This window comes from Paenibacillus sp. EB106-04-04-XG159, from assembly GCF_058791835.1.
In genome coordinates, this window is sequence record NZ_JBYTDY010000010.1 from 96,544 (window position 1) to 116,480 (window position 19,937).

Sequence of the window (19,937 nt, forward strand, 5' to 3'; positions counted from 1 at the left end):
GCTGCATATGCTGAAGGCTGGCTCTTCTCTATTCAGGAACGAGATTGCTTATTCTTCGGATCCAGCGCGTCACGAAGCGCATCGCCGATAAAGTTGATAGACAACACAGCCAATATAATCATTATACCAGGTGGAATCCATAGCCATGGCTGTGACGTCAGCACAGTGAGCGACTGGGCGCTTGACAGCATATTCCCCCAGCTCGGCGTCGGAGGCTGGACACCTAGCCCAAGAAAGCTAAGCGCCGCTTCATCCAAGATAGCCCCAGCAACTCCTGATGTTGCATAGACCAGGATCGGCGCCATCGTATTCGGAAGGATATGGCGGAACAAGATGATGTGCGTGCGCAAGCCGAGCACCGTTCCCGCCGTAATATACTCCTGTTCCTTAATCGAGAGCACATTGCCCCGAACTAAGCGCGCTACGCCGGGCCATCCGAGCACGCCTAGGATGAGTATGATATTCAACAAGCCTGGCCCCACGATACTGGCAACGACTAGGATCAACATAATATACGGAAACGACATGAACACATCCGTAATTCTCATAATGATATGATCAACCCAGCCGCCGAAGTAGCCCGAGATCAGTCCAAGGGTCGTTCCGATGATGGCAGATATGGCAACTGCCCCGATCCCTACTGATAAAGATACTCTCGCCGCATATATGAGACGAGTAAATTGATCTCTGCCGACCTGATCAGTACCCAGCAGATGCTGCATAGATGGAGGAGCGCCGAAATTCTCCGTAATTTCAGTAGGCTCATAGGGTGTAATTATAGGCGCGAATATGGCACATAGAGTAAGGATCGCAATGACGACAAGGCCCGCTACAGCAAACTTGTGCCGTGTGAACCGCTGTGCAACCGTCTCTGCGGAGCTATCCCCGCTATTCAGCTTCATCATACCCTCAGCTTCTTGCCGTACGCTGCGGCCTGTGAAGTACCTCTTCATTAGATTCATTAGACCGCCGCTTTCTTCTTTTTACTTAATTTAATTCTTGGATCGACTAAGACATAGGCGATATCGGTTACTAGATTCGCAGCAATAACTACGATCGCCGCCACCAGATTGAGTCCCATGATCGTGGAGTAATCACGATTCATAATCGATGACATCGTCAATTGTCCTAATCCCGGCCAAGAAAATATTTGTTCCACCACTACAGCTCCGCCAAATAGAATCGGAATCTCCAGCCCAAGAACGGTGATGATCGGAATTAAGGCATTCTTCATCGCGTGTTTATTAACGACTAGGAATTCCCTCAGGCCCTTAGCTCGTGCCGTTCGCAAATAATCATGCTCCAATATTTCAAGCATACTAGAGCGGACATATCTAATATTGCGGCCGGCCACATTGGCCGTAAGCACGATAACAGGCATGATCATATGAATGAGAACATCGGCGAAGCCGCCTTCGCCCCCTAGCTCCGTCATGCCTCCGGATGGCAGAATCCCTAACCAGATCGAGAAGATGTATATAAGTCCTAGTCCAAGAAAGAAGTTAGGTACGGAAATACCGAGAAAAGCCCCTGTAACAGCTGTATAATCCAGTTTCGAATACTGCTTGGTTGCGCTTATGATACCCAATGGAATCGCAATAGCTAAGCCCAGCAGCAATGAAGTACCCATAAGCAGCAAGGTTGGTCCCAAGTGTGCCCCTATCATTTCCGCTACAGGCTGATACGTTATCATGGAATACCCTAGATCACCCTGAAACAGAAGCTTGAGCCAGTTCCAATATTGGATATAAAGCGGTGCGTTAAGACCTAGCTCTATTTTCTTTGCTTCTAACGCCTCTGCTGGAATGGTTGGGCTGATGAGCATATCCACGGGATTGCCTGGCGCCATGTACATAATAATGAAGTTAATGACGGTCACTCCGAACAGCACGGGAATCGCAATGAGAATTCGCCGCAGTACATAATTAAACAAATAACAACACCTCGGATCTTCATCAGTTATCGGAAAATGGCAAGGTACATGACCGCGATCTTGTTACTTTACACCCATGCTGTCTCAGCCTTGAGCAATAGAATAGGCAGGTTAGTTTCCGGGCAGCTTCATTAACAGCAGAAACAGGCTCATTGAATACAATAAGCCTTGTCCTCAACAGTTTTGGATTGCGATATCAATTGTCTGCTTCTGCTCTGCAATGGTCATTTAGAAAGCGGTTCTCGTACACTATCTATCACGTTTATTGCTTGATATCCCACTCATGCACATTTATAAACATACCGAAATCAGTTGGATTAGCTCCGATTACCCTCTTATTCACAGCACCTAAAGCTCGAGTAGCATAGATGGACGGCATAGGAACGTCTTGAGCAGTAATCTTCTGAATCTCGCTGTAATACTGCTTGATCTTCGCTTCATCTGTCTCAGCTTTCAAGGAAGCAAGGAGCGCGTCAATGTCTTTGTTGCTGTAGCCGTTAGGATTACCCTCTCCTAAGAAATAGGCAATGTCCGGCAGCGGATTGATCGGCGTCATGGAAACCGTAAGAATCGCCAGGTCATACTCCATCTTCACGATAGAATCGATAAGTGTTGCTAGATCCAGCATTTGAATCTTAACGTTGATGCCTGCACTTTTGAGGTTCTCAGCAATAATATTAGCTGCTTGCTCCAATGTGCTGTCTCCAGACAATACCGACAAGGTAAGTGTCTTCGAAGTGTCCCATCCCGATTCTGCCAGTAGAGCCTTAGCCTTCTCCGGATCATAACCAACAGGCTTCACGCTGGAATCGACATAAGGGCTGATGCTCGTAAAGAATCCGTCGACAACTTCGCCAGACCCTTTAAGCAGCTTCTCTACGATAAGTTCACGGTTCATCGCATAAGAAATGGCTTGTCTCTGCTTCGCGTCCGGTACTGTTTGTTCATTGATGTACATAAATTGAGTTGCGACTGGTGCTCCGTCTACAGTAGTGATTCCTTCCATACTCTTAATCTTCTCATGCTCATCAATTGGAATCACACCAACGGAAGGAATGTTCATATCAATCTCGCCGCTCTGCAGCTGCGTAGAGATTGCGTTTGCCTGCAGCACCTTGAAGTTCAACTGCTCCAGCTTCGGAGCGCCCTTGAAATAGTCTTTGTTCGCTTCCATCTGAACGAAGTGGTCACGATTGTATGCTACCAGCTTGAACGGACCATTCGTTACCGTAGGCTTCTGCATGAATTCACTCTTGCTCAGGTTCTCAGGAGCAATATCTTTTAGCGCTGACTGAGGAACAGTGAGCAAGTATCTGCCGATCGTATCGCAAAAAATATTTAGCGTTGTGGGAGCCTTAGTCTTAAACTCCAACGTATGATCATCTAGCTTCTTAACGCCGGATATATCTTCTTTGCCCTCTGGCAAGTAACCCGCATCATCCAGCCCTTCCAAAATGCCAAACATATAAGTATAGACGGATGCTACCTTAGGGTTAGCCATTAGCTTCATCGTAAAGATGACGTCATCTGCCGTAACTGGCGTGCCATCCGTCCACTTCGCGTTCGGATTCAGCTTGATCGTGAAGGTTGTATTGTCCTTCGTCTCTATAGAATCAGCCAACATAGGCTTAAAGGTTAGATCTTCGTCAATCTCAACCAGCGGCAGAAACATCAAGCCTGCAACGTAGGTAGATGCCAAGCCAACAGGTGAGAGCGGGTTCAAGCTGCCGGGAGAGTGAGTTATCCCAATATTGACCGTTTTCTTATTGTTTGTCGATTGACTCCCTGCTCCGCCGCATGCAGACAGAACAAGCAGGACTCCAACTAATAGAAACACGAACGTTATTCTACTAAACTGCTTATATTTCACGTATCTTATTCCCCCAATGCTCCAAAATATCCATATTATTCTTAAATGTATAACCTACTATTATATGTTTTTAAAAGTTTGTCAACTAAAATAATTATTCGCCAATCTATGTCGGAACCTAGCTTCATCGCCCGCAATCAAACAGCCGCACAACCAGCGCTGTGCGGCAAACGAATCTATTATCTAGGATGGCTGGTGCCTATCTAGATTCACGATCTTAAAAGTACTCTTAGCAGCCTAAAAGCGGACTGAAGCCGCGGGCGTCTCAGATGCTTCTCCACGTAGCGGTAATCCGTTAAGATGACCCCCGCATCGCGCATCGCATATGCGAAGTCGTCATCGAAGGGCAGGCGATATTCCCATACCCGCTTCTCATAGTCTGGGATGTTCGCCAGCATCCAAGAGTCTTCCGCGCCCGGGTGGATGTAAGTTTCACATACACCATCCGGCAGCTTGTACAGCTTGGCGATGATGGATCGCTTGAAGCTGTTATAGGTCTCCCCTTCCTGCAGGTGGAAGGGGTGCGACAGCAGGTAATCGGGAATCGGCACGCCGAACGTATCCGCCAGCGCTGAGGCAAGCGCGACTGCACGCTCGATTCCCTTCAACGATCCAAGGAGCGAATCCTCCGGATGAATGTACCGGAAGAGACGCGTTGGCAGCCGCCAGCGCGCCGCCTTCCACAGCATGTGCGGGATCAGACTCCGCCCCGTTTCTACTCCATACAGGCTGCCCATATGGTTATCGACGTGGCTGATCTTGATACCCGACTTCTTCGCCCGTTCATATTGCGCATCAATCTCCTTCAACACGGCATTCGTGTCGGCGCCCTGCTCGAATTCCTTCACGGTCTTGTACTGCTTGCCGCTCTCATCATGCAGCGAGGGATGACCTGTCAGACTGCTCCACCGCAAGGCATCGAATTCACTTGTCATCGTCAGATGAAGCCCCACATTCGGCTGCCGCCTGCGGGCAGTCCAGGAAGCCGCCTCCTCGTATCCCGGCGCAACGGACATTATCGTGGCCGAGGATACCTTGCCTTCCTCCAGCAGATGCATAATTGCCTTATTCATGGCGGGACTCTGCCCGAAATCATCACAATTGATGATCAGCCTTCTGACTGTATCCTTGGTCATGATCATGCTCCCCTCCCACATGTCCAGAGAATTGAAACTTTACGGTATAGGATATGAGGACTGAGATCGTAAGCAGAATGAACGGCACAACACTGATCAGATATCGAAACGTCGCCTCCGGGTTCTCCCCCGGCTTATCGCCGCTTTCATAGCCGAATATAATCCCCACTATTAAAAATGCCAACGCCGAGATCAATCCGCTCGATCGAGTAATGAACCCGGCAACAGCCGTGTAGATGCCTTCTCTGCGCAATCCCGTCTTCTCAGCGTCTTCATCGATAATCCTCCCGCTGACAATGGCCGGTGTAACCAAGAAGCCCGCCAATCCGAACCCGACGGCAATGCCTGCCGCGATGCCGCTAATGAGATCGAAGCCAAACCACAGCGGGATCACAGAAATGCCATATAGGACAAGAGACAGCCGCCATGCTTTAACCCCGTCCATTTTCCGAATCATCCAATACCACACGAACACCAATGGAATGACCGAGACGAATACAGATGCGAGCAGAATCGTCACTTGGGCTTCCGAGATCTTCAGTACATATTTCGCGTAAAATGGAATCATCGAGCTGATGAGCCCGTTCACGGTCTGCGCAAACGAGTTCGAGATGTTGAACACCCAGAACTTCTTGTTGCGAATCGTCTCGCGGAATGCGGGAATCAGCTTCATCGGCTCGCTAGCGCTAGCCTCCTTATTCTCCCGAACACTAAACGCAAACAGCAGCATGAAGATACCGAAGATGCCCGCGTACAGAATCGCCATATTTGAAAAGTTGATCGCTGTATACAGAATTGGAGTTAATGCGGAGCCAATGAGCAGTGCAACGACCTGATACCCTTGCTCTACGGCAGAAGCTTTCGCGCGCAAGCGGTCTCCTCGAAACAGCTCTGGAAATAACGCGCCATAGTTCACCCACAGGACCGTAGCAACCGTCTCATACAGAATGAGCGCTACTAGAAACCATGCGAACAATCCATGTTGCGTTAACCCATCAGGAGGAGAGAATACGAGCACGAATGTCAGCATAAACAGCGGAATAGCTCCGAACACCCAAGGCCTGCGCCGTCCAATACGAGTCCTTGTGCGATCCGACCAATAACCGAAGATTGGATTATTGACTGCATCCCAGATGAGGAAGATGGTGCGCGCCAGCGTGGCGAGCCCGATCCCAAGTCCAAGCTTCTCCACATAGAAATAGCTGTAAAATGAACTGAAAGCCTGACTCGGAACCATCATCGCGAACATCCCGAATGCGAACGTGTACGGCGAATTCATCCACCAACGCTTCATGCTCATTCCTCCGATTCCAAATAACCTCATAGTGTATCCTATTCATCAATTGGTTCATATAACCTTCTCCAGTAACCTTCTCCAGCATTCTGAGCTCCATCTATAAATGTCCACAGGCGGAGAAATCATTATTTCTTCATATCTTCTTCATACTTCTTAACAATTTCTTGGAAATTGCTTCAGCTCTTGTCCCTATAATCAACTGTATCTTAATGAATAGGAACAGGAGAGACTCCTCATGAAAATGAAAAATGTAGCCGTATTGTTCGGCGGTTGCTCGACTGAATATGATGTGTCTTTGCAATCGGCAGCCTCTGTTATCGATCATCTAGACCGATCTGCTTATCATATAATTTTGATTGGGATTACAAGAGAAGGAGCATGGCTTCGCTACAATGGCACTACAGAGGATATACGAAATGATCTCTGGCATACTCACTCTAGCTGCCTCCCCGCCTTCATCTCGCCAAGCAAGGAGATCGGCGGGATCGTAGAGTTGGTAGGCACAGAGTATCGCGTCACTGCTGTAGATGCCGTATTCCCCGTTCTACACGGCAAGAACGGCGAGGACGGGACTGTGCAAGGACTTCTGGAGCTGTCCGGCATTCCCTATGTCGGATGCGACACCTTGTCATCAGCGATCTGTATGGACAAGGCCATTGCGAGCCAGATGGTCCGAGCAGCAGGCGTTGAAACTGCTCCATCGGTTACCGTATTCGAGGGCGATCGTCTCGATCAAGCTGTTCAAGACGCAGAGAAGCTTGGCTTTCCGTTGTATATTAAGCCTGCGAAGTCAGGCTCATCATTCGGCATCACGAAGGCATACAGCAAGCTGGAGCTTATGAATGGAATTCAAGCTGCCTTCTTGCATGACAGGAAGGTGGTAATCGAGCAGAACGTGAGCGGATTTGAAGTAGGCTGCGCGGTATTGGGTCATGCGGAAGATCCCATTATCGCTGAAGTAGATGAGATTGAGCTTACGGGTGAATTCTTCGACTATGAAGAGAAATACTCACTGCGCTCTTCCAAGATTCATTTGCCTGCGAGAATAGATGCGGCTGCAGCCGATAAGATCAAGGATACCGCTCGTCTGATCTACAAAGCACTAGGCTGTACGGGGCTCGCTCGGGTAGACATGTTCCTTACTGTGGATGGGCGTATCGTATTTAATGAGGTGAATACGATGCCTGGATTCACCTCTGCAAGCCGATATCCGAACATGATGAGCTGCAGCGGTATCTCGTATCCGCAATTAATGAATCGGCTTATCGAGCTCTCGCTGGATGCCGCGAAGAAGGTGAACTCATGCCACTGACAGATGCAGTAGTCAGTCTGAAACGTGAGATGATTCATCATGGACACTTAATATTAGTGAATCGGGATTGGCCCTTAGCGGCGCAGCCTCAAGATGGCAACATCATACCTGTGACAGCAATTCCGCAAGCGGGCACAGAAGAACAAGAGCTGCGTCTCGAGCGAACTTGCTGCCTGCAGCTGCGCGCATGGCTGAAGGCTTGCCATGCCGAAGACAGCATCGGGATCGTGAGCGGATATCGCACTCAGGCGCAGCAGAAGCATATATACGATACCTCGTTGCTGGAGCATGGAGCCGAGTTCACGGTCAAGTATGTAGCTCGTCCAAATGAAAGTGAGCACCAAACAGGGCTCGCCGTTGATGTCGGAGAGCTGATCGAGGAAGTGGACTATCTCTGTCCTTCGCTTCCTCACGACGGGGTATTCGCGACTTTCAGGCAGCTTGCGGCGGAGTATGGATTTGTCCAGAGATATAAGGAAGGCAAAGAATCGATCACGAACATTGCGTGTGAGCCGTGGCATTACCGATATGTCGGTGTTCCGCACGCGATTATAATGGAGCAGCATGATCTGTGCTTAGAAGAATATATCGACTTTATCACACAATTTCCCTACAAAGGTTCGCATCTATATATGAAGTACAAGCGCCACCTCATAGAGATGTATTATGTTGAGGCCGAGGAATGCGAGACATCGATCATGATGAAGAGTGACTGTGAGTATGAATGGTCAGGAAATAACTGCGATGGGTTTATCGTTACGATCTATCATGATCACGAGTGGGTGTTCAAGTGAATCAACCTCTCATTTATTATATTGCTATTTCCGTTCTATCTATCCTACTAGCTATGCTTGTCGCTCGTATGCTGATGCGTACGAAGAATAGCGCTGCGAAGGCTTCATCGCATCGAGCTTGGGCGGAGATTAGTCTGAGGAATCTGAAGCATAACGTACTGGAGTTACAGCGCTTACTCCCCGCTGCCTGCCGAATCATGGCAGTCGTCAAGGCTAATGCTTATGGACACGGAAGCATACCGATTGCGCAGGCTCTAAATAAGATCGGTGTAGCACAGTTTGCAGTCGCCGAGATTGAAGAAGGAATTAGCTTACGCCAGCATGGTGTAACCGGCGATATTCTGATCTTAGGCTATACATCACCTGACCGTATTCATGATCTCTGGCGTTATAAGCTGACGCAAACGATTGTCAGCGCCGATCACGCTATTGCCTTAGATCAATGTGGATTAAACCTAAAGGGGCACATGAAGATTGACACTGGCATGAACCGTCTAGGTGAGCCCTATCAAAACATCGATCGGATCCTATCCTGCTATCAGCTCCAACATGTGCAGGTTACAGGGACATTCAGTCACATGTCCGTATCCGACAGTCTGGATCAAAAGCGTATCGCTTATTCGAGCATGCAAGCGGATCGATTGAACGGCGTAGTCCAGCAGATTAAAGAAGCTGGTCTAGATCCCGGCGCTGTTCATCTTCAGAGCAGCTATGGAATATTGAATCATCCATCGATGGAGTATGATCTGGCGCGACCTGGCATTTCGTTATACGGATTACTAAGCCATGATGAGGATCCGATTATGGCGCAAGCAGAGCTGCGCCCTGTGCTTACCCTGAAGGCGACAGTTGCGCAGGTTAAGGACATAAGCGCTCAGTCTCCGATCGGATACGGGCATGCCTGTATGGCTTCGCGTGATACGCGGATCGCGATCATTACGATTGGCTATGCCGACGGTATTCCGAAGACTTTGGGAGACCAGGGTGGATATGTGCTTATCCGCGGTCAACGGGCAAGCATCGTAGGAAGCATCTGCATGGATCAATTCATGGCAGATGTCACCTCAATCGAAGGAATACAGCAAGGAGATACAGCGACATTAATTGGACAAGACGGTACGGAAGCTATTACTGCAGGTCAGATCGCCGCACGATGCGGGACGCTGACGAATGAGATCATGAGCCGTATCGGAAGTCGGGTGGAACATGTATATCCGTCTTCATACAACAAGCAGCATTTCTAGGTCAGATTGCTGACAGAAGGGTTCCCAAAGGTAAAGCAATATATGCAATAATTTTCTTGCCTGAGACGATGTGAAAAATAAATTAAGCTGTGCTACAATATTAGAATTGCACAGGCAATCATCTCAGGGAGGTTATTTGAATCGCCATGCTAATCATTGGTATCGCCGGCGGCACCGGCTCCGGCAAGACAACTGTGGCTCGCACTGTCATTGATCGTCTTGGATCAGATAATGTAACGTTTATATCACAAGACAATTACTATAAGAACCACGCTCATCTCAGCTTGGATGAACGCACTACGATCAATTATGATCACCCGTTCGCATTTGACAATGAGCTGTTAATTGAAAATGTGAACCAGTTGAGAGCAGGCCAGATCGCATATGCTCCGGTATATGACTTCACAACTCATTCTCGGTTTGAGAATAAGAAGATTGAACTTCAGCCGAACAATATCGTGATTATTGAGGGGCTTCATGTGTTGTCCGACGAGAACCTCCGTCAAATGCTCGACATCAAGGTATTTGTAGATACAGACCCTGATGTGCGCATTCTGCGTCGAGTCGTACGGGATATTGAGGAGCGCGGACGGTCCATCCAGTCCGTTCACAACCAATATCTAAGTACGGTTAAGCCTATGCACGAGGCGTTTATCGAGCCTTCGAAGAAGTACGCTGACGTGATCATTCCAGAAGGCGGTCGTAATGCGGTCGGAATTCAAATGCTGACCACCCTTACGGAGAAGTATCTGACCAGCGAATGGACATGCCCTGAAGCGTGATCGCAATAGTTACAAGATAAAGTCTGTATAGACCAATAAGGGGGCTGGGAAGCTGAGATGTCATTATTTAGCATCTCAGCCCTCTTTTGAGCTGATTTTGGAGCTGAGATGCATGTTTTCGACGTCTCAGCTTTGTTTTTCGGCTCGCCGAGGCGTTTCTGCCGGCTGAGACGTCAATTTTGTGCATCTCAGCCCTTTTTCGGGCTGATTTTGGAGCTGAGATGCATGTTTTCGACGTCTCAGCTTTGTTTTTCGGCTCGCCAAGGGTGTTGTGCCGGCTGAGATGTCTATTTTGTGCATCTCAGCCCTTTTCACAGCTGGTTTTGGAGCTGAGATGCATATTTTCGACGTCTCAACTGAGATAGACCGTTCCAAGATGGCGAGCTCAAGGTTGTCGATTTAATATCGTTAACAATAAAGGGGTTGTCTCAAAAGTCATGTGAAAAATGACTTCTGGGACAACCCCTTTTAGGTGGTCAATATTCATCTGTTCTCTCGACTATATTCGTGATCTCAATGTTCTCTGCACGGATAATGAGCTCATTAGTATCCATGTAGCCTCTCGACGAGTCCAGCAGTACTCGCAACTCGATCAAGTTCTCATTCAGAAGATACAGCTCTTCATATAACCATCTATCGGAAACAAGATCTAAGGGTATCTCGCTGGACTTAACTCCTTCAAATACCAGATCACATGCTTCCATAGAAGTGAAGGCTCCCTTGCAATCCAATGATAATTTAACACAATCTGCGGCTGGAAACTCCATTCTAATGATTCGAGAATCATGAAATCCGGTTACCTCACTGAGAATCTCAGGCTTAAGCGGAAGGCGATCCTTAATGGTTCGGTAGTATTCACTATACTGTCTTACCGCTCCATCCCACTCCTGATTCCAATGTGACTGCCATTCCTGAACAAACGACTTAAGAGGCTGTTTGAGCAGCTGCCCTTGAACCAGACTTCCATCATGAATATACGGTGTAAAGCGATCAGGTAGATATTTGATGAGATATGGCTTCATGTCTTCGAAGTTCTTCTTGTATATTTCCTCATACCTAATATCATGAAATTCCTTGTATTGTTCCTCATCTTCTGGGAAAACCAAATGTCCCCAGACCTGCATCTTCTCATATTGCTGCCTAGTAAAATACTTCATCGCCAACACCTCACTCAACTAATATCACTTGGATGAGCTTCTTGATGGAGGAATAGCCTATTTATCATCGTATGTGTTAAATGTTACTGTACCTAGTTGACCCATTTGTGTTGAAAGGCGGCTATAGCATGGTACTCCTCTTCCAGCAGTCGAGAAACGCGAAGGAAGATCGGAACCAGCTCTCGGTATACATTTACGTTAGAAGGGATCGGTTGATGCACATGTGTAGTTCCTATCCATTCGGACACAATAGAGAAATCCTCGATCTCTCCAAGTGCGTACATCCCCAGCACTACCGCCCCTAAGCAGGAGCTTTCAAAGCTCGCCGGAACATGTATCTCCTGATTGAAGATGTCGGCCATCATCTGACGCCATAGCTCAGATCGCGCGAATCCGCCAGTCGCCTGGATCTTACTTGGAACGCCAATGATCTCTTCGAGCGCCAGCATGACGGAGTAAAGATTCAGGATAACGCCTTCGAGCACGGAACGAATCATATGCTCCCGCTTATGATGCAGGCCGAGTCCGAAGAAGGACCCCCGCGCATCCGCATTCCACAGCGGCGCGCGTTCCCCTGCCATATACGGATGAAAGAGCAGCCCGTCCGCACCCGCGGGTACCCTGGATGCAATGCTAGTCAGGACCTCATACGGGTCAATGCCTAGGCGTTTCGCTGTCTCCATTTCAGAAGGTGCCAGCTCATCGCGAACCCAACGAAAGATCATCCCGCCGCTGTTAACAGGACCGCCAACCACCCAATGGTGTTCGGTTAGCGCGTAGCAGAAGGTTCTGCCCTTCGGATCTGTCACAGGTTTATCTATGACTGCGCGAATCGCTCCACTCGTTCCGATCGTAACAGCAGTTGTACCCGGCTCGATCGCATTAACGCCAAGATTGGACAGTACACCATCGCTCGCGCCGATGATGAACGGCGTCTCAGGCGAGATGCCGAGCTCTTGAGCGTACTCCTCATCCAACTTCGTGAAGATGGAAGTCGTAGGCACGGGCTCCGACAGCTTCTCTGGCGTTATGCCCGCGACTTCTAGAGCGCCTTCATCCCACTTCAACTCTTTCAAGTTGAACAGCCCAGTAGCAGAAGCAAGCGAATGATCGATCACGTAGCGACCAAACAATTTATAAAAGATATATTCCTTAATGCCAATAAATTTATATGCCCTTAAGAACAGGTCCGGATTCTCCTCACGTATCCAAGCAATCTTCGTGAGCGGCGACATGGGATGAATCGGAGTCCCCGTTCTGCTGTAGATCTCGAGTCCGTTCATTTCGACGCGAATTCGATCCGCCATCTTGCTCGAACGGCTGTCTGCCCATGTGATGCAGCGTGTCAGCGGGTTTCCCCCTTCATCCATCACTATCACACTGTGCATCGCCGAACTGAAGGATACCAATGCCACATGATCAGCCGCATTATGATGCCCCTCCTGCTGTTGAAGCACCGCCGTAATCGTTCCGATTACGGCTTGCAAGATTTCATCGGGGTCTTGTTCGGCAATGGATGGAGCAGGGCTGAACAGAGCGTATTCGATATGATGTGTACGGATAACTTTACCTCGTTCCCCGTAGAGAACGGCTTTGGTGCTTGTAGTCCCGATATCGACTCCTATGTAATAGGATCCATGCGCCTTCATGTGCTTCTCTCCTTATCATAAGCATTGACAGTACTGATTCGTCCGATTGTAAGCTCGTCTACCATCCATGGTAACGGAAAATGATTGTACATTCCAATTTATATTTCACGATGAGAAGATAGACCCTTGAACAGTCCCACGCCGCCAGTAAACCAACAGCCTGAACACATCGTCTGGACATCAAAAAGAGGCCAGAGACGAATTAAGCGTCCCTGACCTCGACCCTGACCATTTATATTAAGATGCTAATGCTGCTAAGTTATACGTAGGACTTGAAGTGCATCTTGAATCGGAACAGCGCGTCCTCTTCGTACCATGCAGGGAAATTGGTTCCCCATGTATTGTTATGCAGATTCACATGCATGCCGCCTGTCAAGGATGCGAAGGAATGATCGAACTGAAGCAATCTTCGTTCGCCCGGACATACCAAGGCGGCATCCAGCATCTCGATCTCCACCTCACCGTCAGCGCCTCGATACGTGACGCCCTTGTTAACGGCATGCATGTTGCGGTTGCCGCCCTTCACTACCTCGAGCGGTGATACGAGCTGTCCCAGCTTATCCATTTTCCACAGATTCGGGTTGTCTACAACAGGGTTGAAGGTGATCCAAGAAGCCTCCGGCAATCGGTTCGCATCCTTATCAAACCACATCAGCTTATATTCAACCGTGTCGGCACCCATAGAGAATCGGTATTCAACCTCGAGCTCTCTAGGCGCTCCCCGACGTTCTGCCGCTTCCTTAGGCATCCGCAGCTTGAGCTTCACGATATCTTGGCCATCCGCCTGATGGTGAAGGATCGAGCTTAATTTAGGCGTTATCGTCTGATGGGTAATCCACTCGGAAGTCAGCTCCATCCCCGGCTTGCCGAAATCCCCGATCACCCAGAAGTGCGTATTCTTCCATCTGACATGATACTCGCGGTACCAACGATCATAATCTTCTTGGGAATAGGTTTCATAGGAGAATAGACCAATCGGATTGGATGGGCCTGCCCATTCCTTGCCGTTCTTGTCGCGAAGCTCGACGATTGAGCCATCATCTGCAAACTTAACCTTGAAGCTGCCTAGCGCGTAGGACTGATCAGCTTGCAATACCGCAGCTTCTGCTGAGCTTGCCGTATCGCGTAGTGGTCTAAGCCCTTCTAGCGCAGCTCTCGCTTCTGCTCGCCGCTCCGGATGAAGAGCCTCAACTGCTCTCAAGATATAGTCCCGCTGCTCCTGCCAAGATCGTTCCATCAGACTGTAGGAGCGCTCATCCAATCTAGATTGTGCTTCCTCGCCAAACATATCAACGATCTCACCGCGTGAATTATGCTCCAGAAAACGATACTCCATCGGATTCAGGGTAACATCTGTCTTATCATCCTTACGCGCCTTCTGGAAGTCTGCTTTCTCATAATGAGCATAATCCGCCAAATAACGCTTAATATCTGCTCCCCAAGTGTGCTCCGCGACCATGATCAGCTCATCGCAGAACGCCTTGTATTCTTCATCCTCTGTCGTCCAAGCGCCTTCCGCTAACCATCGGCTCTTCAGTCTCAGCAGCTCCCGATAAGCAGCCAGCTTATACGGATCTGTGGAAGAGCCGTGAATCCAGCTGTCGCCAATCTCTTCTTCTACGACTGGAAGAGTATCGCGGATGGCCCATACTTTCTCCGCGTAGCGATCCAACGTCGAGGCTTCAATAACCGCATTCGGGTATTTTTCTCTAAGCCGTTGGAATTCTGCCTCGATCTGCTCGACGGATGAAGGTCCGTGATTATCGTGTGTATGCGCGAAGTACAGCATATCCTGCAAGCCTTCCATTTCAATGGAATCGCCGTAGTCCTTGCTGTATTCAACGACGATCTCTGATCCGTCTTGATTGCGCCATACAAATACCTCCGGCACATGAGGCACATGACTTGAGGCATTAACGCCCAGATGCACATACTTGATACCCGCCTTGGCGAGTTGAGTGACCATCGATCGCGTATGACCCGGAACGTCGGTCATCTTAGCTGCGATCGTCTGCTTGCCGAAGCGGCGATCCAGCGCTTGCGACATTTCAATTCCGTATGCCAGCAATTCTGGGTCCATTAATTCGGTATAAGTTGTAAATGGAAGACCATGCCATCTTAGATAACCCTTATCGATTGCATCAGCAACCTTGGCCTTCGCTTCGTCGCTGCCGTATTTCAAGATGTGATGGATCAACCATGAGCCTGTTGTCCATATAAAGGATCCTTTGTCCGGGTGATCCGCAAAGTACTCGCCCGTTGAGATCGCACTCGGTATAAATACGTTCATGTATCGCTCCGTTACACGCTGCGCTAGATCGGTATAACCAATATCGAGATGTGTCTTGAACACAACATGAATATGCTTCTTGGATGGATTAGTCACTAGTCTCACTCCTTATCTTGACTCACATAACTACATCGTAAGGGGTTGCACGCGAGTTGACTATCCGATTTATATCGAATAGGATTCGAAACATTAGGAATATGAAATACAAATTAGGGCCGTGCTGGTAAATAGAGTAGACTGAGCTTATCCTATGGACATAACAAAGAGGCCAGAGACGACTTGAGCGTCCCTGGCCCTGACCTTGACCTTGGCTATTTATATGAAAATGCTAATACTGCTGCGTTATACGTAGGAATTGAAGTGCATCTTGAATCGGAAAAGAGCGTCCTCCTCGTACCATGCCGGGAAGTTCGTTCCCCAGATATTGTTGTGCAGGTTCACATGCATGCCGCCTGCCAATGATGCGAAGGAATGATCGAATTGAAGCAATCTTCGTTCGCCTGGACATACCAAGGCAGCATCCAGCATCTCGATCTGTACCTCACCGTCAGCACCACGATAAGTGATGCCCTTGTTAACAGCGTGCATGTTGCGATTGCCGCCCTTTACTACCTCGAGCGGAGATATGAGCTGTCCCAGCTTATCCATTTTCCACTGATTCGGATTGTCTACTGCAGGGTTGAAGGTAATCCAGGAAGCCTCCGGCAATCGGTTCGCATCCTTATCAAACCACATAAGCTTATATTCAACCGTGTCACAATCCACAGCGAATCTGTATTCAACTTCGAGCTCTCTAGGCGCTCCCCGCTTCTCTGAAGCTTCCTTCGGCATCCGCAGCTTGAGCTTCACGATATCTTGGCCATCGGCCTGATAGTGATGGATCGAGCTTAGTTTAGGCGTTACCGTCTGATGGGTAATCAACTCGGAAGTCAGTTCCAACCCTGGCTTGCCGAAGTCCCCAGTCGCCCAGGAGTAGGAATACTTCCACATCACATGATACTGACGGTACCAACGATCATAATCTTCTTGGGAATAGGCTTCGTAAGAGAATAGACCAATCGGATTGGATGGGCCTGCCCATTCCTTGCCCTTCTTGTCTCGGAGCTCGACGATAGAACCATCATCTGCAAACTTAACCTTGAAGCTGCCTAGCGCGTATGACTCGTCGGCTTGCAATACCGCAGCTTCTGCTGAACTTGCCATACCACGTCTTGGCTTGAGCCCCTCTAGCGCTGCTGCCGCTTCTGCTTGTCGCTCTGGATGAAGAGCCGCAACAGCTTTCGTGATATAGTCCCGCTGTTCCTGCCAAGATCGTTCCATCATACTGTAAGAGCGCTCATCCAATCTAGATTGCGCATCCGCGCCAAACATATTGATCATGTCAGCGCGTGCACCACTCTCCAGGAACTGATACCCCGTCGGATTCAGAGTAACATCTGTCTTATCGCGTTTACGCGCCTTCTGGAAGTCTGCCTTCTCATAATGAGCATAATCCGCCAAATAACGCTTAATATCTGTTCCCCAAGTGTGCTCCGCGACCATGATCAGCTCATCGCAGAACGACTTGTATTCTTCATCTGCTGTAGTCAAAACGCCTTCCGCTAACCATCGGCTCTTCAGTCTCAGCAGCTCCCGATAGGCAGCCAGCTTATACGGATCTGTGGAAGAGCCGTGAATCCAGCTGTCGCCGATCTCTTCCTCCACGACTGGCAGGGTATCGCGGATGGCCCATACTTTCTCCGCATAGCGATCCAGCGTTGAGGCTTCAATAACCGCATCTGGATACGTTTCTCTCAGCCGTTGGAATTGTGCCTCGATCTGCTCCACGGATGAAGGTCCGAGATTATCGTGCGTATGCGCGAAGTACAGCATGTCCTCAAAGCCTTCCCTTTCATAGGAATTGCCGTAGTCCTTGCTGTAATGGACGATGATCTCCGATCCGTCTTGGTTGCGCCATACTGCCATTTCTGGCACATTCGGCACAGTACTTGATCCATTAACGCCTAGATGCAAATACTTGATGCCCGCCTGGGCGAGATAAGTGATCATCGAACGCGTATGACCGGGAACGTCGGTCATCTTGGCTGCAATCGTCCGCTTGCCGAAGCGGCGATCCAGCCCCTTCGTCATCTCCATACCGTATTGGAGCAGTTCAGGGTCCATCAATTCAGTATAGGTTGTAAAAGGAAAACCATGCCATTCTAGATAACCCTTGTTGATCGCGTCTTCCACCTTGCTCTTTTCTTCTTCGCTGCCATGCTTCAAGATGTGGTGGATCAGCCAGGAGCCTGTTGTCCATATAAAGGACCCTTTGTCAGGGTGCTCCGCAAAGTATTCAGCTCTTGAGATCGCACCTGGAATGAATACGTTCATATATCGCTCCGTCACACGCTGCGCCAGATCGGTGAAACCAATATCGAGATGTGTCTTGAATACAACATGGATTAACTTCTTAGATTGATTAGCCAATGGTCCCACTCCTTTATCATAATTCATATATCTCCATCGTAAGGGGTTACACGCGAGTTGACTTTTCGATTCATATGGAATAGGATTCGAAACATTAGGAGTATGAAACATGAATAGGGGTAATGTTATGACGATCTCCAACAAGAACAACGAGCGATGGGTCTATCGCTATGGTGATCATCCGAAGCTGATGCACATGACGGAATTCGAGCTATTAGGGTACGATCATTTTAAAACGGCTGCTCCGTTGCAGATCCATTTCCATGAAGATGCTTATGAGTTTGTCTATATTGAACAAGGTAAAGTGAGCTGGGAAGTTGACGGCGTCACGCACCATACGCATGCGCAGCAGCTATTCCATACGCGGCCGGGAGAGAGCCATCGAGCTAGCTTCGACTATATAGGTCCTTGCACGATCTGGTGGATCATTATACGGAATCCTGAAACACATCATGAATGGTTCTCATTAGGGGAAGCAGAGCGAGAGGAATTCGTTCATGTGCTTAAACATCAACCCCGTATATGTTCAACGAACCGAGGGATTGTTGAGCCCTTCCGCGGCTTGCGAAGAGTCATTGAACAGCCAGATTCGATATTAACGGCATATCAAGTTCGCCACTATATATTAGAAATACTGCTTCAGCTCATGCAATCGACGAACTCATCCTCACAGTCTCCCGACCTGCACCAGTATTCAGTAGAGCTCGCTTCGCGCATTGAGGCGAATCCGGCTCTTCGTTGCACGAATGAACAGCTCGCGGCAGAGGCAGGGCTGAGCGAGTCGCACTTCTATCGCGTATTCCGTGAGACTAACGGGCAGTCGCCAGCAACCTATATGGATCGAGTGCGGATGGATTGCGCTTGCCGCATGCTTCTGGAATCCCATGCGACGATAACAAGCGTGGCAATGGACTTGGGGTTTAAGACGAGCCAGCATTTTGCGACGGTGTTCAAGAAATATGTCGGCATGACTCCGCGCGATTGGCGCCAACGTGAGGGGCGATAAGTTTCCTGCTATAAAAAAGAGCATGTCCCTAAGTAGAATAAACCACTCGGGGGACATGCTCATCTTCGAATTAATCTTCTTGCTCTACGTTATGGTACACCTGTTGAACATCGTCCAGATCTTCCAGCGCATCGATCATCTTCTCGAATTGCGCCTGCACGTCTTCTGGAATCGTTACATAGTTCTGAGGAATCATGGAGATCTCCGCAACGGTAAATTCCGTGACGCCTTCATTCTTGAACGCTTCTTGAACAGCATGGAACTGATCCGGCTCAGCGTATACGATAATCGTATCGTCCTCTTCCATAATATCGCGAACATCTACATCCGCGTTCATCAGGATTTCCAACGCTTCATCGGCTGTCTTGCCTTCCAGACCAATGACCGCAGTCTGCTCGAACATATAGGATACAGATCCGCTTACGCCCAAGCTGCCGCCATTCTTGTTAAATGCGGAACGAACTTCAGACGCCGTACGATTCACATTATTCGTCAATGCGTCTACGATAACCATCGATCCGTTAGGACCGAAGCCTTCATAACGAAGCTCTTCATAATTCTCATCGGAACCGCCCTTAGCCTTTTCAATCGCACGGTCGATGATCGCTTTTGGTACATTATAAGTCTTGGCACGCTCAAGCACGAACCTCAACGCCTGATTGGAGTCAGGATTCGGCTCGCCCTGCTTCGCAACTACGTATATTTCTCTTCCGAATCTGGCATATACGCGGCTCGTGTTAGCATCTTTGGATGCTTTCTTTTCTTTAATATTATTCCATTTACGTCCCATTCTGAATTCGCTCTCTTTCTGCAAAAATGTGCATAATTACTATAATTATATTTCGAAACGGTGCCTTGAGCAAATCGAATTGTTCACATGGAATAAATATACAAAAAAAGAACCGGTAGAGACGATACTTGTTCTCTAACGGTTCTCTAACGATTCTCGATTGTCCTCGTACGAAACGGAGTGCCTGCACTGCCCAGTCGGATGCTCC

At 48.8% G+C, this 19,937-nt stretch carries 15 protein-coding genes; 5 read left to right on the top strand and 10 right to left on the bottom strand.

Annotation, left to right across the window (positions count from 1 at the left end; all coding sequences use genetic code 11):
• Positions 1 to 32 precede the first annotated feature (32 nt).
• The 5 genes from opp4C to AC3WTP_RS13830 all read right to left on the bottom strand — a co-directional run bounded on the left by opp4C (position 33) and on the right by AC3WTP_RS13830 (position 6,233).
• Positions 33 to 953, bottom strand: a complete 921-nt coding sequence (gene opp4C, locus AC3WTP_RS13810; RefSeq protein WP_492395314.1) for an oligopeptide ABC transporter permease — start codon at positions 951 to 953, stop codon at positions 33 to 35.
• Positions 954 to 961: 8 nt separating this feature from the next.
• Positions 962 to 1,933 (bottom strand): ABC transporter permease, encoded by a 972-nt coding sequence (locus tag AC3WTP_RS13815; protein ID WP_492395203.1) that lies wholly within the window; start codon positions 1,931 to 1,933, stop codon positions 962 to 964.
• Between the two features lie 262 nt (positions 1,934 to 2,195).
• Positions 2,196 to 3,803, bottom strand: a complete 1,608-nt coding sequence (locus AC3WTP_RS13820) for an ABC transporter substrate-binding protein (protein ID WP_492395204.1) — start codon at positions 3,801 to 3,803, stop codon at positions 2,196 to 2,198.
• A 209-nt stretch (positions 3,804 to 4,012) separates the two neighbouring features.
• On the bottom strand, positions 4,013 to 4,939 hold the full coding sequence (locus AC3WTP_RS13825; protein ID WP_492395205.1) for a polysaccharide deacetylase family protein: 927 nt from the start codon (positions 4,937 to 4,939) through the stop codon (positions 4,013 to 4,015).
• Entirely contained in the window at positions 4,899 to 6,233 is a 1,335-nt protein-coding gene (locus tag AC3WTP_RS13830; protein ID WP_492395206.1) for an MFS transporter, read from the bottom strand. The genes AC3WTP_RS13825 and AC3WTP_RS13830 overlap by 41 nt, the downstream gene beginning before the upstream one ends.
• Before the next feature lie 238 nt (positions 6,234 to 6,471).
• On the opposite strand from AC3WTP_RS13830, the gene vanG reads away from it, so the two are divergent.
• From vanG to udk, 4 genes are all read left to right on the top strand, one after another.
• Entirely contained in the window at positions 6,472 to 7,548 is a 1,077-nt protein-coding gene (gene vanG / locus AC3WTP_RS13835; protein WP_492395207.1) for a D-alanine--D-serine ligase VanG, read from the top strand.
• Complete coding sequence (locus AC3WTP_RS13840) at positions 7,539 to 8,342, top strand: D-alanyl-D-alanine carboxypeptidase family protein (RefSeq protein ID WP_492395208.1); 804 nt, start codon at positions 7,539 to 7,541, stop codon at positions 8,340 to 8,342. The genes vanG and AC3WTP_RS13840 overlap by 10 nt, the downstream gene beginning before the upstream one ends.
• Positions 8,339 to 9,586 (top strand): serine racemase VanT catalytic subunit, encoded by a 1,248-nt coding sequence (vanT, locus tag AC3WTP_RS13845; protein WP_492395209.1) that lies wholly within the window; start codon positions 8,339 to 8,341, stop codon positions 9,584 to 9,586. The genes AC3WTP_RS13840 and vanT overlap by 4 nt, the downstream gene beginning before the upstream one ends.
• 146 nt (positions 9,587 to 9,732) lie before the next feature.
• Entirely contained in the window at positions 9,733 to 10,368 is a 636-nt protein-coding gene (gene udk / locus AC3WTP_RS13850; protein WP_492395210.1) for a uridine kinase, read from the top strand.
• A 476-nt stretch (positions 10,369 to 10,844) separates the two neighbouring features.
• On the opposite strand, the gene AC3WTP_RS13855 is transcribed toward udk, so the two are convergent.
• The 4 genes from AC3WTP_RS13855 to AC3WTP_RS13870 all read right to left on the bottom strand — a co-directional run bounded on the left by AC3WTP_RS13855 (position 10,845) and on the right by AC3WTP_RS13870 (position 17,933).
• A complete protein-coding gene (locus AC3WTP_RS13855) occupies positions 10,845 to 11,525 on the bottom strand; it encodes a DUF4085 family protein (RefSeq protein ID WP_492395211.1) in 681 nt (226 codons plus the stop codon).
• Positions 11,526 to 11,617: 92 nt separating this feature from the next.
• The gene (gene gntK / locus AC3WTP_RS13860) at positions 11,618 to 13,174 is read right to left on the bottom strand and encodes a gluconokinase (protein WP_492395212.1); all 1,557 of its coding nucleotides are present in this window, start codon (positions 13,172 to 13,174) and stop codon (positions 11,618 to 11,620) included.
• 259 nt (positions 13,175 to 13,433) lie between these two features.
• A complete protein-coding gene (locus AC3WTP_RS13865) occupies positions 13,434 to 15,560 on the bottom strand; it encodes a DUF5054 domain-containing protein (RefSeq protein WP_492395213.1) in 2,127 nt (708 codons plus the stop codon).
• Positions 15,561 to 15,806: 246 nt separating this feature from the next.
• A complete protein-coding gene (locus AC3WTP_RS13870) occupies positions 15,807 to 17,933 on the bottom strand; it encodes a DUF5054 domain-containing protein (protein ID WP_492395214.1) in 2,127 nt (708 codons plus the stop codon).
• A 109-nt stretch (positions 17,934 to 18,042) separates the two neighbouring features.
• Here AC3WTP_RS13870 and AC3WTP_RS13875 point away from each other — a divergent pair, with 109 nt between their 5' ends.
• Entirely contained in the window at positions 18,043 to 18,939 is an 897-nt protein-coding gene (locus AC3WTP_RS13875; protein WP_492395215.1) for a helix-turn-helix transcriptional regulator, read from the top strand.
• A gap of 70 nt (positions 18,940 to 19,009) precedes the next feature.
• On the opposite strand, the gene AC3WTP_RS13880 is transcribed toward AC3WTP_RS13875, so the two are convergent.
• Positions 19,010 to 19,729, bottom strand: a complete 720-nt coding sequence (locus AC3WTP_RS13880; protein ID WP_492395216.1) for a YebC/PmpR family DNA-binding transcriptional regulator — start codon at positions 19,727 to 19,729, stop codon at positions 19,010 to 19,012.
• Between the last annotated feature and the right edge of the window lie 208 nt (positions 19,730 to 19,937).

Bases quoted from the DNA above. Each gene is read 5' to 3' on its own strand.
- opp4C (WP_492395314.1), bottom strand. From the start codon at position 953: ATGAAGAGGTACTTCACAGGCCGCAGCGTACGGCAAGAAGCTGAGGGT.
- AC3WTP_RS13830 (WP_492395206.1), bottom strand. From the start codon at position 6,233: ATGAAGCGTTGGTGGATGAATTCGCCGTACACGTTCGCATTCGGGATG.
- vanG (WP_492395207.1), top strand. From the start codon at position 6,472: ATGAAAATGAAAAATGTAGCCGTATTGTTCGGCGGTTGCTCGACTGAA.
- AC3WTP_RS13840 (WP_492395208.1), top strand. From the start codon at position 7,539: ATGCCACTGACAGATGCAGTAGTCAGTCTGAAACGTGAGATGATTCAT.
- AC3WTP_RS13825 (WP_492395205.1), bottom strand. From the start codon at position 4,939: ATGACCAAGGATACAGTCAGAAGGCTGATCATCAATTGTGATGATTTC.
- AC3WTP_RS13880 (WP_492395216.1), bottom strand. From the start codon at position 19,729: ATGGGACGTAAATGGAATAATATTAAAGAAAAGAAAGCATCCAAAGAT.
- gntK (WP_492395212.1), bottom strand. From the start codon at position 13,174: ATGAAGGCGCATGGATCCTATTACATAGGAGTCGATATCGGGACTACA.
- AC3WTP_RS13875 (WP_492395215.1), top strand. From the start codon at position 18,043: ATGAATAGGGGTAATGTTATGACGATCTCCAACAAGAACAACGAGCGA.
- AC3WTP_RS13855 (WP_492395211.1), bottom strand. From the start codon at position 11,525: ATGAAGTATTTTACTAGGCAGCAATATGAGAAGATGCAGGTCTGGGGA.
- udk (WP_492395210.1), top strand. From the start codon at position 9,733: ATGCTAATCATTGGTATCGCCGGCGGCACCGGCTCCGGCAAGACAACT.